The sequence below is a fragment of the Fictibacillus sp. S7 genome (assembly GCF_004127935.1).
In the GTDB taxonomy this organism is placed as follows: Bacteria; Bacillota; Bacilli; order Bacillales; family Fictibacillaceae; genus Fictibacillus_C; species Fictibacillus_C enclensis.
Genome location: NZ_QJKL01000001.1, coordinates 1,279,921 through 1,294,713 on the forward strand (window position 1 = coordinate 1,279,921; position 14,793 = coordinate 1,294,713).

The following is a 14,793-nucleotide window of genomic DNA, read 5'->3' on the forward strand; positions in this document are numbered from 1 at the left end:
AGCTGTTCTTCTTCTTCTTCAAAGGTCAACATCCAGTTTGAGTCAAGTCTATTAAATTATAACATAATTCGAAGGGCTCGATGTGGCATTTTTTAGCTTTTCCTGCCGATTATCTCCACTTCGGTTTCGATATCAATATTATGGAGCTCTTTGATTTTTTTCTTAATGAGAGAAATCAGCCCCAGCACATCTGCGGCCTTAGCATCCCCTGTGTTCACAATAAAGTTGGCATGCATATCCGAGATTTGTGCACCTCCCACTGAGGTTCCTTTTAATCCCGAAGATTCGATCAGCTGGCCGGCATAATTAGGGAGCGGATTTCGAAACACACTTCCACAGCAAGGGTAATTCCAAGGCTGTGTATTTCTGCGGTAATCCTTGTTCTTTTTCAGCTCCGCCATAATGGTTTCACGGTCGCCTTTTTCCAATACCAGCACCGCTTCCACACAGATTCCTCCTGTTTTTTGAAGGATGGAGGTTCGGTATGAAAATTTCATTTCTTCGTTCGTATACCACTTTAAATCTCCATCAGGTAAGAGTACGAGAGCTTTCTTCAGAATTTTTGACATATCGGAGCCGTGGGCACCGGCATTCATGAAGACCGCCCCACCGACTGAGCCAGGGATTCCTGCGGAAAATTCAAGACCGGAGTATCCCTCTCTGGACAATACCGTTGCCAGTTTTACGATGGAATATCCGCCACCAACTGTAAATTCATCCCCATTTCGTTCAAGTCCGTCCAGCCCGTCCCCGAGCTTAATGACAACTCCCTCGATTCCTTCATCGGAAACGAGCAGGTTAGATCCTCTCCCGATCGCCCGGAAAGGAACACCTGAATCCTTAATATAGGTCATTCCTTTTTTCAGAGAATTTGTGCTGTTTGGTTCAAAAAACAGATCGGCAGGTCCTCCGATTTTTAATGTTGTATGATGTTTCAGCGGTTCGTTTTCCAGAACTTTTCCCAAGTTCTCGCCCCGCAGCTGTTCTGCAAGTGTCGTCAAAAAAATCCCCCCTATATTCTTTTATATCAACGCTTTAGCGTTTTATGTTTTCCATAAGTTTAACCACGTTGGCTGCCGCCTGTGGCATTCCAAGCTCTTTGGATGCCTGGTGCATATGGCTCCAGTTTTCCTGGTTATCCAAAATACGGTCTACTTCTTCAAGCAGACGGGAACCGTTCATATCCTTTTCAAGGACTACAACCGCTGCCCCATTTTTTTCCAGAGCACGCGCGTTCTTTTCCTGATGGTTGTTGGTTACATAAGGACTCGGTATTAAAATACTAGGAATTCCGAGCGCCGTCAATTCCGCGATGGAGGTTGCGCCGGCACGGGCCACCACCAGGTCCACCCCTGCAAGAAGTTCCGGCATATTGTGAACGAAAGGAACAATGGTCACGTTCGCCGGACTGCCTGACTCGTTCACGGCTTTAAGTACATTTTCGTAATGGACATCTCCTGTCACATAAACGAACTGGTAGCTTTTTTGGCCTGCTTCGGAGAGCACATCAAGAAAGGCTTCGTTGATCGGCCGTGCCCCGCGGCTTCCTCCGACAATCAATACCGTCTTTTTCCCGGGATCAAGGTTTAAAGACCGTTTCCCTTTTGCGCCGTCCGTGCCCATCACTTCAGATGCACGAGGATTACCGGTAAATACCACCTTTTCCTGTGGAAAGAATGATGCACTCTCTTCGAACGAAATCGCAATCTTCTTCACATAACGGCTCAAGAATTTATTCGTAAGGCCCGGCACACTGTTTTGTTCGTGGATCAAGGAAGGGATGTTCAGACTGCTTGCTGCATATACAACCGGTCCGCACACATATCCCCCTGTTCCTACTACCACATCCGGCTTAAATTCCTTCATAATTTTCTTGCACTTTGAAACTCCTTTTAAAAACCGCATCACAGTTTTGGCGTTTTCCATTGAAAGGCTTCTCTTGAAGCCGGTAATGTGAATGCTATTAAAAGGGATGTTCTCCCTGGGCACAAGCTTGCTCTCCAAGCCTTTTTCCGTGCCAATATATAAGATCTCCGCATCCGGATGAATTTTTTTAATTTCCTTGGCCAGTGCAAGTGCAGGATATATATGTCCCCCTGTACCACCGCCGCTCAATACAATTCTCATAAAGCACCTCCGTTACCGTATATAAAAACAAGACAGCCCTGTCATCACAATGACAGGGCATGTGAAAGACAAATAAGTTATAGCCGCTAACACCGTTGACCCTGAAACTGCAGCTGTTTCACTTCTTTGTCCATAAAATTCCGGCACTATTTGTTGCATTTAATGCTTGGCGTACCGACTGATGTTCAGCAAAACACCGATGGAGGCAAGCATCAATGTCAACGACGATCCTCCATAGCTGATCAGCGGGAGCGTAATCCCTGTTACTGGTATCAAGCCTGTAACAACCCCTATATTGATCATTACCTGAATGGCAACCATTCCGATGATCCCAATCGCCAAAAAACTGCCGAACAAATCCGGAGCCCCAAGAGCTATACGTACACCACGCCACAGCAAAATGCTGAACAAAAGAAGGACGAGTGCCCCGCCGATGAAGCCTAATTCTTCTGATAGAATCGCAAAAATAAAATCGGTCTGCGGCTCGGGCAAATAGCCAAACTTCTGCCGGCTTTGTCCGAGTCCAAGCCCCATCAAACCGCCCGGTCCCAATGAATAAAGCGACTGGATAATCTGAAAACCGCTGCCCAGTTCATCGCTCCATGGATCCAGAAAGGACGTGATCCTTTTAATGCGGTAAGGAGCTGAGATAATCAGGCCGGCAAATCCAACCAGCCCTACAAATCCCAAGCCAACAAAATGGGAGATTCTTGCTCCTGCTACAAAAATCATGACAATGCTCGTACCGACCATCACCGAGCCTGTTCCGAGGTCAGGCTGCAGCATGATCATGGCGAAAGCAATCATGACGAGTCCAAGTGTTGGAATCAGCCCTTTCTTAAAGGATGTAATCTTTTTCTGGTGTTCTGCCAAATATTTAGCCAAAAAAGTGATCATTGCAAGTTTCATAAATTCTGAAGGCTGAATGGAAAATGCGCCAACGCCAATCCAGCTTCTTGCGCCTCCGCGCACCATTCCCACACCGGGAATCAACACACCAATGAGCAAGACAAAACAAATAATTAAAAGGATCTTGGCCCAGGTGCGCCAGGTCATATAATTGACATTCATGATGAAAAACATAGCAGCCACCCCTACCCCGGCAAAAAGCAACTGCCGTTTGGCAAAGAAGAACGGATCATTGAACTTTACTAAAGCCCAGTCCGCACTGGCGCTGTATACCATTACGATACCTATAGATAACAAAAGCAAGGTGGTGCCAATTAAAATAATATCCGGTGTGCTTCGTGTCGCAGGCAAAAGAAACACCTCAACTCTACTGTATTTGCTCGTTCCAAAACCAGCATGTACAAACTCTATTTAAGTTTATGCACAGAGTTGATAAAGATGTCCCCTCTTTGTTCAAAAGTTTTAAACTGGTCCCAGCTTGCACAAGCCGGGGAAAGAAGGATAACGTCGCCTTCAGTAGAGCTCTGATAAGCGGCAGGAACGGCTTCCTCCACATTATCAACCAGTTTGATGTCTTCTATTCCCGCAGCTTTGGCTGCACGCTCAAGCTTTGGAGCAGTCTGGCCGAACAAAACGATCGTCTTGACCTGCTTCAGCTGCGGAACGAGATCGTCAAATTCATTTCCTCTGTCCAGCCCGCCGGCAAGCAGGATGATTTTTTGGCCAAATGCCGAAATCGCCTTTTGTGTAGCCAGAATGTTTGTGGCCTTAGAGTCGTTATAGAACTTTCGTCCCTGAATGGTATCCACATATTGAAGGCGGTGTTTAACTCCGGTAAAGGTTTTTAATGTCTTTCGGATCTGCTCATTTTTCGCACCCGCCAGCTTGGAAGCTGCAACCGCTGCAAGAATGTTCTCCAAATTGTGCTGACCTGGCAGCACGATCTCTTTCAATGAAATGATTTCTTCACCTTTAAAGTAAAGGCTTCCTGCTTTTATGTATGCCCCTTCCGGACATTCCGACTTCACAGAAAACGGTACTTTTGTTCCTTTTGACTGAAGAACAAGATTTAACACCGCTTCATCGTCCTGGTTATAAACGGCAAAATCGCTTTCCTGCTGGTTGCCGAAAATTTTCCCTTTGGCAGCTGCATAGTCTTCAAAAGACCCATGATAGTCAAGGTGGGCCTCAAACAGATTAAGAAGCACTGCAATTTTTGGTGCAAAGGCTTGGGTGCCCATCAATTGAAAACTGGACAGCTCTGCCACAATAATTTCCGATGCCTTGGAACGATCGGCCACCTCACTAAGAACGGTGCCAATATTCCCGGCAACAACCGGTTCTCGACCGCTGTTTTTCAGCATTTCTCCAATAAGGGTTGTCGTCGTTGTTTTGCCATTTGATCCTGTAATGCCGATCATTTCCGCACGCGACACCAGCCCTGCGATCTCTACCTCAGTGATCACAGGAATCTCCCGCTTTACGGCTTCACTCACAATTGGATTGCTATAAGGGATTCCAGGATTCTTAACCACAAAATCAGTAGGACGGTCCAATAAGGAAAGAGGATGTTCTCCGCAAATCACCTCATATCCTTCATTGGACAAAACCTTAGCCTGCTCATTTTCTTCGAATGGAGTTCGGTCATTAACAACGACTTGAGCTCCATAGGACTTAAGAAGTTTGGCTGCAGCAAAACCGCTTTTAGCCAACCCGAGAACCAGCACATGTTTCCCTTGAAAAGCATTCATTTCATTCATTTTATACCCACACCTCTAAATAGATTCCAAGGGCTGCAAACAGCAGACCAACGCTCCAGAACGTTACTACAATTCTCCACTCCGACCAGCCGCTAAGTTCATAATGGTGGTGAAGAGGACTCATTTTAAAGATTCGTTTTCCTCTCGTCTTAAATGACGCAACCTGAAGCATAACCGACAAGGTTTCAATGACAAATACCCCGCCGATAATCACTAAGAGCAGCTCCAGCTTTAAAATAATGGCGATGGCACTAATCGCTCCGCCAAGCGCGAGCGACCCGGTGTCTCCCATAAATACTTTTGCAGGATGTGCATTAAATACAAGGAAGCCCAAAACGCCACCAACCACTGCCACAGAAAACAGAGCAGTTTCATAATGATGAAGGTTCGATGCAAGCACTGCAAAAGCGCCAAAGGCAATTGCAGCTGTACCGGAAAGAAGCCCGTCAAGTCCGTCGGTCAAATTGACAGCGTTGCTAGCCCCAATCAGCATAACGACAACGAGAACAGGATAAAACCAGCCGACATCAAAAGAAAAATCGGTTCCCGGTACATTAATTTCAGTTGAAAAGCCGGTTTTGATCAAGCCAATGTAGAAGATGGCTGCAATAACCAGCTGGCCCACCAGCTTTTGCTTGGAGGTAAGCCCCAGATTTCTTTTCTTGGCCACTTTAATAAAATCATCAAGAAAACCGACAATGCCATACCCGATGGTCACCAGCAGAAGGAGGTATGTTTCTGTTTTCAATCCGAAGAACTTCCATGTCATGATATAAGTGGCAAGCGCGAGCGCGACAATGATAATAATGCCGCCCATTGTTGGCGTACCTGACTTTTTTTGATGCGATTTCGGCCCCTCTTCACGAATGCTTTGCCCGAATTTCAATTTTCGCAAGAAAGGAATAAAAAATGGCGAGCTTAATACAGCAATGAGAAAAGAAGCAAGAAGTGTAAATAATAATACTTGTTCAATCATTTTCCTGCCTCCTGGACATCATCAATAAATGGTTTCACAATCGATTCAAGCGCCATACCGCGTGATGCTTTAAACAACACAACCGTGTCTTCTGATAAAAGAGAGGAAATGGCCCCGGCTGCTTCTTCTTTGGTAAGGAAAACAGAAACATTCTGGCCCGGAATATTTTTTTTCTTAATCTCTTCGCCAATCCATTTGCCTTTTTCCCCTACCGTTATGACCTCTGAAATGGTTTCGTCAATATGGGCAGCGACTTTCCGGTGCATCTCTTCCTCGGAAGGGCCAAGCTCATACATGTCCCCAAGCACCAATACTTTTTTCTTGTAATTTGGCAAGTCTTTAACAGCCTGGATCGCAGCTATCATACTGGTCGGGCTCGCATTGTAAGCATCATTGATTAAAAGTGCTCCGTGCTGCCCGCGATATTTTTCCAGACGCATGTTCGTGAGGGTAATATTTTTCAGTCCTTCATTAATCGCGCTGTCTTCGATATTCAAATAGTGACCGACCGCAATGGCATAGGCAGCATTCTTCACATTATGTGTACCTAAAAGCGGCAAGGAATAGATCGTTGATTCTCCCTCAAGGCCAAACGTGAATCCATCTTCGTCGCCTTCCTGATTCACAATTTTCACCGTGCAGTCTTCATCATATCCGCATTTGAGAACGTTCGGTGAGGAAAGATGGGAAAGCAAAGGCTCATCTCCATCTACGATTAAAAGGCCGCCTTCTTTCAAACCATCTTTAATCTCGAGTTTCGCTTTTGCGATACCTTCCCTGCTCCCCAAATATTCAATATGCGACTCACCGATGTTGGTCACAATCGCCAAGTCGGGCTGTGACAGCTTGCTGAGCAGTGATATTTCCCCGAAGTTGCTCATTCCCATTTCAAGAATGATCACTTGCGTATCATTGTCCATGGATAAAATCGTAAGTGGCAGACCAATATGATTGTTATAATTGCCTTTGGTTTTGTGTGTCTTAAAGGAGGTGGAAACTACCGCTTCAAGCAGATCTTTTGTTGTTGTTTTCCCATTGGAGCCTGTTACACCAATCACAACTGGTTTGACCTTTTTCAAAAATACCCTGGCCGCCTGCTGAAGCGCTTCAATGGTGTCCTTCACAATGAGAAGAGGAAACGCTGGGTCCAGCTCTTGGGGAATCGGCGTACCTTCCTGCCAAAGTGAGGCTACCGCTCCCTGCTCAATCGCCTGTAATAAGAAGTTATGCCCATCAAATTTCTCTCCTGCAATCGGAATGTACAGCGACTGAGGGGAGTTCTCCCTTGAATCCTTGGTTACTTCCTGAATCACTGTACTCTCAATATTTCCGCGTGTGGACGCAGCTATCCCTATCAATTCTTTTAAATCGAGTTTCATTACTATTTCGCTCCAATCGCTTCTGCAGCTACTTTCCGGTCATCAAAATCCAGCACATCTTTTCCGATGATCTGGTAGGTTTCATGTCCTTTTCCGGCAATTAAGATAATATCATTTTCTTCTGCCAGGTTAACTGCATAGTTGATCGCATCTCTGCGGTCCAGTATGACTTTATATTCTCTGTCTTCCACTCCGGCTTGCATATCCTGCAATATGGCTTCTGGATCTTCTGTCCGTGGATTATCTGAAGTAAAGATGGCGATGTCGGAATACTCCGCCGCAATCTTTGCCATCAGCGGCCGTTTAGTGCGGTCACGGTCTCCGCCGCAGCCTACTACTGAAATCACTTTTCCGACCGCAAACTCCTTCACGGTAACGAGAGCATTCTCCAGGCTGTCGGGTGTATGGGCATAATCCACAATAACCGTGAAACATTGGCCTTCATCCACCGTTTCAAACCGCCCCGGTACTCCCTTAACATTTTCCATGGTTCTGATGATGGAGTCAATCGGAATTCCGGATAAAAGCGTGGCCGAAACAGCAGCCAGAACATTGTATACTGAAAATTTCCCAACAAGCTTCAGTGAGACCTGTTTTTCTTCAAAAGGTGTAACCAGCGTAAAGGTCGTGCCTTTTCCGGTCACCTTAATATCCTTCGCCATAATATCACTTTTTTGTTCAATACCGTAGGTTAAAATTTGAGCGGCTGTCATTTTCTCAAATTCTTTGGATGCTTTGTCATCTCGGTTTAGAATCGCGATTTTTTCCTTCTTCCCGGCGTATGTATTGCCAAGCTGTGCGAACAGAAGGCCTTTTGCCCTCAAGTAGGTTTCCATATCCTTGTGATAGTCCAGGTGATCCTGTGTTAAATTGGTAAATACCGCAATATCGTAATCACAGCCCCGCACACGGCCCATATCAAGAGCATGGGATGAAACTTCCATAACGGCGGCTTCCACTTTCTGGTCATTCATTTCTTTGAATGCCTTTTGCAGAAAAAGAGATTCGGGTGTGGTATTGGAGACTTTATGGCTCACACCGTTTATTTTCATGTCGATGGTACCGATCATTCCTGTTCTTTTGCCCGCATCTGCAAATATCTGCTCAATCAGATGGGAGGTTGTTGTTTTCCCATTTGTGCCCGTCACGCCGATCAAATGAAGTTTCGTAGTGGGATGATCATAGAAGACATTGGCCAGAACCGCCAGAGACCTTTTGGTATCATTAACGATAACGACCGGCACAGAATCAATTTCCTCAAGCGGTTTTTCAGCAAGAATCGCTGAAGCACCGTTTTCAACCGCCTGCCTGGCATAGTTATGCCCATCTACGGTGTAGCCCTCGATGCATACAAACAGACTTCCTGGCCCTGCTGTTCTTGAATCCATTTCAATCGATGTAATTTCCACGTTCATTTCATCATCTGTTTTATAGTTTATTAAATGATTTACTAGTGTTTTAAGTTCCACGTTATCAAGACCTTTCTAAAAGTGTTCTCATCAGAAAAAGAAGCCATGGCTTGCGCCCGGCTATTTTGCATTCTTATCTATTTTAATCCTCCGAACCCGGTTTGTCACCCATAAACAGGCGAATAACCGATCCGGGTTTCAATTTTACGCCAGGAGCAGGTGCCTGTTTAACAACATACTTTCCGCTACCCGAACTCTGGATTTTCAAATCATACAATGAACCCTTTATTTCTTTGGCTGTTTTTCCAACCAGGTTTGGAACCTTGATCAGCTCCTGATCCAGCCAGGATTTTTTCTTTTCGATCTGATTCTTTCTTTTTTCAACCCCCATGGCGCGCAGGCTGTCATCGATGATTTTCCCTACAATTGGAGCAGCCACTGTACCACCGAACTGTATGGTGTCTTTCGGGTTATCGACCGCTACATACACAACCAGCTGTGGGTCATCCGCCGGCGCCATACCGATAAACGATACAATATGATTGTTTTGAAGATATTTCCCGTCTTTGGCTTTCTGTGCTGTTCCTGTTTTGCCTCCAACCCTGTAGCCATCGACAAAGGCATTGCCACCAGTTCCTTGGGCAACTACTGTCTCCAGTGCATGGCGGACTTCTTCAGATGTTTTTTCCGAGATAACCCTCCTCTTCAGTTTAGGCGTTTGCTTCATCACGGTTTTCCCTGTTGCCGGGTCGACGAGTTCTTTGGCAATATAGGGTTCATACAGAAAGCCGCCATTTATGGCTGCAGATACCGCAGTGACCTGTTGAATCGGTGTCACCGACACCCCCTGGCCAAAAGCTGTGGTCGCGAGTTCAAGGGGTCCAACATTTTTTAAATTAAACAAAATTCCTGTTCCTTCTCCCTGAAGATCGATGCCCGTTTTCTGGCCGAAGCCAAAATTTTTGATATAGGAAAACAGTTTTTCCTTGCCCAGCCGCTGACCGAGAATGACGAAGCCGGGGTTGCATGAATTCTGTACACCTTCTAAAAATGACTGGCTGCCGTGTCCTCCTCTTTTCCAGCAGCGCAGCTTTCTGCCTCCCACTTCAATGGAACCGGGATCATGAAAGTGATCCTTTTCAAGGTCGACCTTATTTTCTTCAATGGCCGCTGCCAAAGTTATAATTTTAAACGTAGATCCTGGCTCATAGTTCGCCCAAACCGGCAAATTCCGGTTATAAACCTCCGGCGATACTTTCCGGTATTCTTCAGGATTAAAATCCGGCCGGCTCGTCATGCCCAGAATTTCCCCTGTATTCGGGTTCATCGCAATCGCTACAGCGCCGTCTGGATTATATTTTGCCTGTGCAATGTCCAGCTCCCGTTCAATGATCGTTTGTACTTTGGAATCAATGGTCAATTTAAGGTTGTATCCATCTTTCGGGCGTTCATAATCATCGGAAAGCGAAGGCATTCGGCGTCCCCTTGCATCAGAGAAAAACGAGACATGCCCCTTTGTGCCTTTTAGTTCTTTGTCATAATAGGCTTCAAGCCCCATAAGCCCCTGGTTGTCGATCCCGGCAAATCCGAGAACATGGGACAGATAGCTGCCAAAAGGATAATGTCTTTTGCTGTCTTCTGCAATAAAGACGCCGGAGAGGTTAAGCTCCCTCACTTGGTTTGCCTTTTCATTGCTGATTTTTCTCCCACCCTGATCCATGCGGATGATGGAAGACTTTTTTGTTATTTTTTTATATACATCAAGCTGGGAAATATCCAGCACAGCAGCAAGTTTTTTTGATGTTTCCACAGGCTCCGAAATCTGTTTGGGGATGACAAAAACGGTGGGGGCACTGACATTGGTCGCCAGTGGTACATCATTCCTGTCCAAAATTTCACCCCGCTGCGGTTCAAACGGGATGTTCCGGCTCCATGAGTCCAAGGCTTTTCCCGTAAGCCAGTCACCAATCACAAATTGCACATATCCCAGGCGGACACCGATGATAAAAAAGATACAAAGACCGAAAGTTAACACCAAAATTAATCGCCTACGCACCGTCACATTTGAAACACGCACATGATTACCTCCTCCACATGGCTCGTTCCAATATATGCTTGTACATAGGCGATTAGAACGAAGGACAAGTCCTGATCAGTCCTTCATCGTTGCTATTGAGATGTTCCGCTTTCCTCTTCGTCACTCAAATTGACAGACGGCATTTCCGGTTTTTGAAAATCAACGGTGAGATAATCCTTCTCTTTGACGATTGAACCCTTTTTCAGGCTTTGGCTAACGGCGTAGCCGGTTCCTTTAACCGATGCATCCAGATCCATCATCTTGGAAAATTTCAAAACGTCGGAGAGTGACCAGCCCGTAAGATCCGGCATTTGCACATTACCATCCGTGCGCAAAATAACCCTCTCTCCAGGAAGCAGGCGCTCCCCTGCGGCAGGCTGTTGGGAAACCACTTCTGAACCACTTCCCAGCGTCACAGGTTTCATCCCTGAGCTCTTCAGTTCACTTTCAGCAGCGGATGCCGCTTTATTCGTATAATCATTTATTTTGACAGAGCTGTCAGATACCGTTTTTTTCTCTTTCTTTTCTTCTTCCGGCTCAATGTTCATATATTGCAGACTGTTTTTCATAACGGTCGTAAAAATATCGGCAACAGGGTAGGAACCCAGCTCCGTCGGCTTAAGATGAGGCCGATCCACCGCCACATAAACAAGCAATTTAGGATCATCTTTCGGGGCCATCCCCATGAAGGAGAATATGTTTTGTCCCCAACCATGTGCATATTGACCCGTCTCTTTATCTACCACCTGTGCGGTTCCCGTTTTTCCGGCGATGGAATATCCCTTAATTTGGTAGGGCTTTCCGGTCCCTTTTGTTACAACCGTTTCCAGGATATCTCTTTCTTCTTTTGCTGTTTCTGCCGAAATAGGATTTCCAACAACTTCCGGTTTATGCTGCATCAGGACTTTTTTGGTTGCCGGATCTACCACCTTGTCGATTACAAACGGCTTCATCATCTTGCCTCCGTTGGCAATCGCAGTGGCCGCCTGGATCTGTTGGATTGGCGTAACCGTGGTACCTTGTCCGAAGGCGGTTGTCAACTTTTCAATTTCATAATTATATAGAATTCTTCCGGATTTTTCGTTCGGCAAATCAATTCCTGTCGGCTTGTCGAGTCCGAACTTTTTCAAATAGTTCAACAGCCGGTCATAGCCCAGCTTCTCCCTTGCAAGTTTGGAGAACAGAACATTGGAAGAGTTTTGGACCCCTTCATTGAAGGTTATGGTTCCCCAGCCCACCTTATTATGGTCACTGATCGGGCGGTTGTGAGGAATTTTATATTGCCCGGATTTGTAGGTTTCGTTACCGTTGTAAACGCCCTCTTCAATCGCTGCGGCCAGTGTAAAGATTTTCATTGTGGAACCGGGTTCATATGGATCCGAAATGGCACGGTTTGTAAAATCTTTAATATCTCGCTTGTTCGGATTAAATGCAGGCCTGTTGCTCATGGCAAGAATCTTCCCAGTTTTTGGATCTGCCACGATGCCGATGATCTTCTCTGGGTTGTATTTCTTATCAGCCTTCGTCATGGCCTGTTCCAGGACAAGCTGTATTTTTTCATCCAGCGTCAGGTATACATTTGATCCATTTTTAGGCTTTTTCACTTTTTCTTTCGGATCTGGAAGCTTCACACCTTTTGTATCGCTTTTAAACGACAGGCTTCCATTGGTTTCTTTTAAGTATTTATCAAGCGTCTTTTCGAGCCCCAATGCCCCTGTGATCTCATTCTGACCGGTTTCATTGGTATAACCGAGGACAAAGGGAGCAAACGTTTGATTCGGGTAATATCTCTTGGTTTCTTCTTTGAACTCCAGGCCGTCAATTTTCAGTTTGTCGATTTTCTCCTTTTTGCTGTGGCTTAACTGTCTTCCTCCTGGTACCTGTACTTCAAACCGTTTCGGTTTGGAAAGTGTTTCTTCAATTTCATCCGGCTCCCGATCCAGAATGGGAGCTAACTGCTCCGCCGTTTTTTCGGGATCTTTAATATGCTGAAACTTTTTATCCAAAACGGCATAGAGCGTATAAGAAGGAATGTCCTCAGCAAGCGGCTGTCCGCGGTGGTCGTAGATTGTCCCGCGGTTTGCATCCAGTGTCTGATACCGTGTCCACTTTTTTTCTGCATAGGCGACCAAATCGACATTCTCTATATTCTTTGTATAGGCAATATAGAAAAACCTTCCCATCAATACAAAAAAGAGCAGGATAAAAACAGCTAATATCGCCCCTGCTCCCCAATTGAATTTGAATTTTTTCTCCATTTTCAACACCTGAATCCCGCTTAGTTTTCCAGCACTTTTACGTTTTTATCGTTAAGAGTCATCCCCAGCTTTTCTTTAGCGATTTTTAGAATGCGGTTTGGTGCACTGAGTTCAGTAACCTGGAGCTTTAGGTCGTCCACCACTTTGTTTTCGTAAGAAATTGAACGTTCAACCGATTGAATGCTGGCGTTCACTTTGTAGATGGAGGCATAGTTGGAAACCATAAGGATCGCACCGGCAATCAATAATAGGGAGGCAAAACTCCATAGAATTTTTTCCCCTTTTGTTACACGTGAGGTTCTGACTCTCGGCTGTGCCTGAGGCTGTTGCACGTAAGTTTGTTTCGGTTCTTGTTGTTGTCTCTGTGTTTGATACGCTAAATTACTCACCCATAACTCTCCTTTATTTTTGTTTTTCTGCGATTCGCAGTTTGGCCGAACGTGAACGTCTGTTGACATCAATTTCTTCTTCACGTGGTAGTATCGGCTTTCTCGTGATGTTCTTTAACACCGGTTGGTATTCCTCCGGTATGATGGGTAGCCCCGGCGGTAATGCTGGGCCTGTGCTGTGTTTTTTGATAATCGTTTTGCAGGCTCTGTCTTCGAGTGAATGGAAGGTGATGACACTGAGCCTGCCTCCCACCGACAGCAGTTCAACAGAATTTTCAAGTGCTTCTTCGAATGCCTTCAATTCATCATTTACCGCTATCCGTATGGCTTGAAAGGTTCGCTTTGCCGGATGTCCTCCAGTCCTTCTGGCCGGTGCAGGTATTGCATCTTTAATCAATTCAACCAGCTCACCGGTCGACTCTATCACATGACTTTTGCGGGCAGCCTCAATTTTCCTTGCGATTTGCTTTGCGAACTTCTCTTCGCCATATTGAAAAATAATCTTAACAAGCTTTTCATACGGCCATTCATTTACGACTTCATGAGCTGATAAGGCTGCGCTTTGATCCATTCTCATATCTAGCGGCGCATCATACTGATAGCTGAACCCCCTGTCTGCTTCATCCAATTGAGGAGAAGAGACGCCAAGATCAAACAAAATTCCATCCACTTTTGTAACTCCACGTTCCTTCAGTTCTTCTTTAATGTAGCGGAAATTGCTTTTGATGATGGTGAAGTTTCCTTCATATTCTTGAAGTGCAGCTTTTGCATGGTCAATGGCCGTGTCATCCTGGTCGAAAGCAAACAAGTGGCCTGATGTCAGTTTTGAGAGTATTAATGCGCTGTGTCCTGCTCCTCCAAGAGTGCAATCAACATAAACTCCGTCTGGTTTCACATTCAATGCGTCAACGGCTTCTTCTTTCAGTACAGTTATATGGTCAAACATGTTGTTATCCTTCCTTGTATGTAGTCAGAGAGCTTGGGAACTGTTACAGGTCAAAATCCATAAGGCTCTCGGCAATTTCACCAAAAGATTCCTCGGAAGCTGCAAAATAGTTCTCCCAAATTGGTTTGCTCCAAATCTCAATTCTATTCGATACACCTATCACTACGCAATCTTTTTCTAGTTTGGCGTATTCTCTGAGCTGTGGAGCTACATTTACTCTCCCCTGTTTGTCCAACTGGCATTCTGCTGCACCGGAAAAGAAGAAGCGGGTGAAAGCTCGTGCATCTTTTTTGGTAAAGGGCAGACTTTTCAGCTTTTCTTCAATAACCTGCCATTCTTCCAGGGGGTAGCCGAAGATACACTGATCCATACCTCGTGTAAGAATAAAGGTTGAGCCCAGGCTCTCACGGAACTTAGCAGGGATGATCATGCGTCCTTTTTCATCGATGTTATGTTGATATTCACCCATGAACATAGGACATCCCCCACTTTCTCCCCTAACTCTACCACAACCCCCCACTTTCCACCACTACCAAATTATTCGCCGACAAAAAAAAGAATCC

General features: G+C 45.5%; 12 protein-coding genes. All 12 read right to left on the reverse strand.

Annotated elements, in window-relative coordinates; genetic code table 11:
- Positions 1-92: 92 nt before the first annotated feature.
- Positions 93-1,001 carry a UDP-N-acetylmuramate dehydrogenase gene (gene murB / locus DMO16_RS06470; protein ID WP_129476077.1) on the reverse strand — a complete coding sequence of 303 codons (909 nt, stop codon included), beginning with the start codon at positions 999-1,001 and terminating at the stop codon, positions 93-95.
- A 34-nt stretch (positions 1,002-1,035) separates the two neighbouring features.
- Positions 1,036-2,127 (reverse strand): undecaprenyldiphospho-muramoylpentapeptide beta-N-acetylglucosaminyltransferase, encoded by a 1,092-nt coding sequence (gene murG, locus DMO16_RS06475; protein WP_061969266.1) that lies wholly within the window; start codon positions 2,125-2,127, stop codon positions 1,036-1,038.
- Positions 2,128-2,286: 159 nt separating this feature from the next.
- Entirely contained in the window at positions 2,287-3,387 is a 1,101-nt protein-coding gene (gene spoVE / locus DMO16_RS06480; protein ID WP_061969264.1) for a stage V sporulation protein E, read from the reverse strand.
- 56 nt (positions 3,388-3,443) lie between these two features.
- Entirely contained in the window at positions 3,444-4,796 is a 1,353-nt protein-coding gene (gene murD / locus DMO16_RS06485; RefSeq protein WP_061969262.1) for a UDP-N-acetylmuramoyl-L-alanine--D-glutamate ligase, read from the reverse strand.
- Between the two features lies 1 nt (position 4,797).
- The gene (mraY, locus tag DMO16_RS06490) at positions 4,798-5,772 is read right to left on the reverse strand and encodes a phospho-N-acetylmuramoyl-pentapeptide-transferase (RefSeq protein WP_061969260.1); all 975 of its coding nucleotides are present in this window, start codon (positions 5,770-5,772) and stop codon (positions 4,798-4,800) included.
- On the reverse strand, positions 5,769-7,151 hold the full coding sequence (locus DMO16_RS06495; protein WP_129476080.1) for a UDP-N-acetylmuramoyl-tripeptide--D-alanyl-D-alanine ligase: 1,383 nt from the start codon (positions 7,149-7,151) through the stop codon (positions 5,769-5,771). The genes mraY and DMO16_RS06495 overlap by 4 nt, the downstream gene beginning before the upstream one ends.
- Positions 7,152-7,153: 2 nt before the next feature.
- A complete protein-coding gene (locus DMO16_RS06500; protein ID WP_129476083.1) occupies positions 7,154-8,620 on the reverse strand; it encodes a UDP-N-acetylmuramoyl-L-alanyl-D-glutamate--2,6-diaminopimelate ligase in 1,467 nt (488 codons plus the stop codon).
- An 82-nt stretch (positions 8,621-8,702) separates the two neighbouring features.
- A complete protein-coding gene (locus tag DMO16_RS06505) occupies positions 8,703-10,637 on the reverse strand; it encodes a stage V sporulation protein D (protein ID WP_061969254.1) in 1,935 nt (644 codons plus the stop codon).
- A 92-nt stretch (positions 10,638-10,729) separates the two neighbouring features.
- Entirely contained in the window at positions 10,730-12,895 is a 2,166-nt protein-coding gene (locus DMO16_RS06510) for a penicillin-binding protein (protein ID WP_129476086.1), read from the reverse strand.
- Between the two features lie 20 nt (positions 12,896-12,915).
- Positions 12,916-13,284, reverse strand: a complete 369-nt coding sequence (gene ftsL / locus DMO16_RS06515) for a cell division protein FtsL (RefSeq protein ID WP_061969251.1) — start codon at positions 13,282-13,284, stop codon at positions 12,916-12,918.
- A gap of 13 nt (positions 13,285-13,297) precedes the next feature.
- Positions 13,298-14,230 (reverse strand): 16S rRNA (cytosine(1402)-N(4))-methyltransferase RsmH, encoded by a 933-nt coding sequence (rsmH, locus tag DMO16_RS06520; RefSeq protein WP_061969249.1) that lies wholly within the window; start codon positions 14,228-14,230, stop codon positions 13,298-13,300.
- Positions 14,231-14,273: 43 nt separating this feature from the next.
- The gene (mraZ, locus tag DMO16_RS06525; protein ID WP_090233143.1) at positions 14,274-14,705 is read right to left on the reverse strand and encodes a division/cell wall cluster transcriptional repressor MraZ; all 432 of its coding nucleotides are present in this window, start codon (positions 14,703-14,705) and stop codon (positions 14,274-14,276) included.
- Positions 14,706-14,793 lie beyond the last annotated feature (88 nt).

Excerpts from the sequence above, each read along its gene's own strand:
- murG (WP_061969266.1), bottom strand. The coding sequence starts at position 2,127 with ATGAGAATTGTATTGAGCGGCGGTGGTACAGGGGGACATATATATCCT.
- murD (WP_061969262.1), bottom strand. The coding sequence starts at position 4,796 with ATGAATGAAATGAATGCTTTTCAAGGGAAACATGTGCTGGTTCTCGGG.
- mraY (WP_061969260.1), bottom strand. The coding sequence starts at position 5,772 with ATGATTGAACAAGTATTATTATTTACACTTCTTGCTTCTTTTCTCATT.
- DMO16_RS06495 (WP_129476080.1), bottom strand. The coding sequence starts at position 7,151 with ATGAAACTCGATTTAAAAGAATTGATAGGGATAGCTGCGTCCACACGC.
- DMO16_RS06510 (WP_129476086.1), bottom strand. The coding sequence starts at position 12,895 with ATGGAGAAAAAATTCAAATTCAATTGGGGAGCAGGGGCGATATTAGCT.
- rsmH (WP_061969249.1), bottom strand. The coding sequence starts at position 14,230 with ATGTTTGACCATATAACTGTACTGAAAGAAGAAGCCGTTGACGCATTG.
- mraZ (WP_090233143.1), bottom strand. The coding sequence starts at position 14,705 with ATGTTCATGGGTGAATATCAACATAACATCGATGAAAAAGGACGCATG.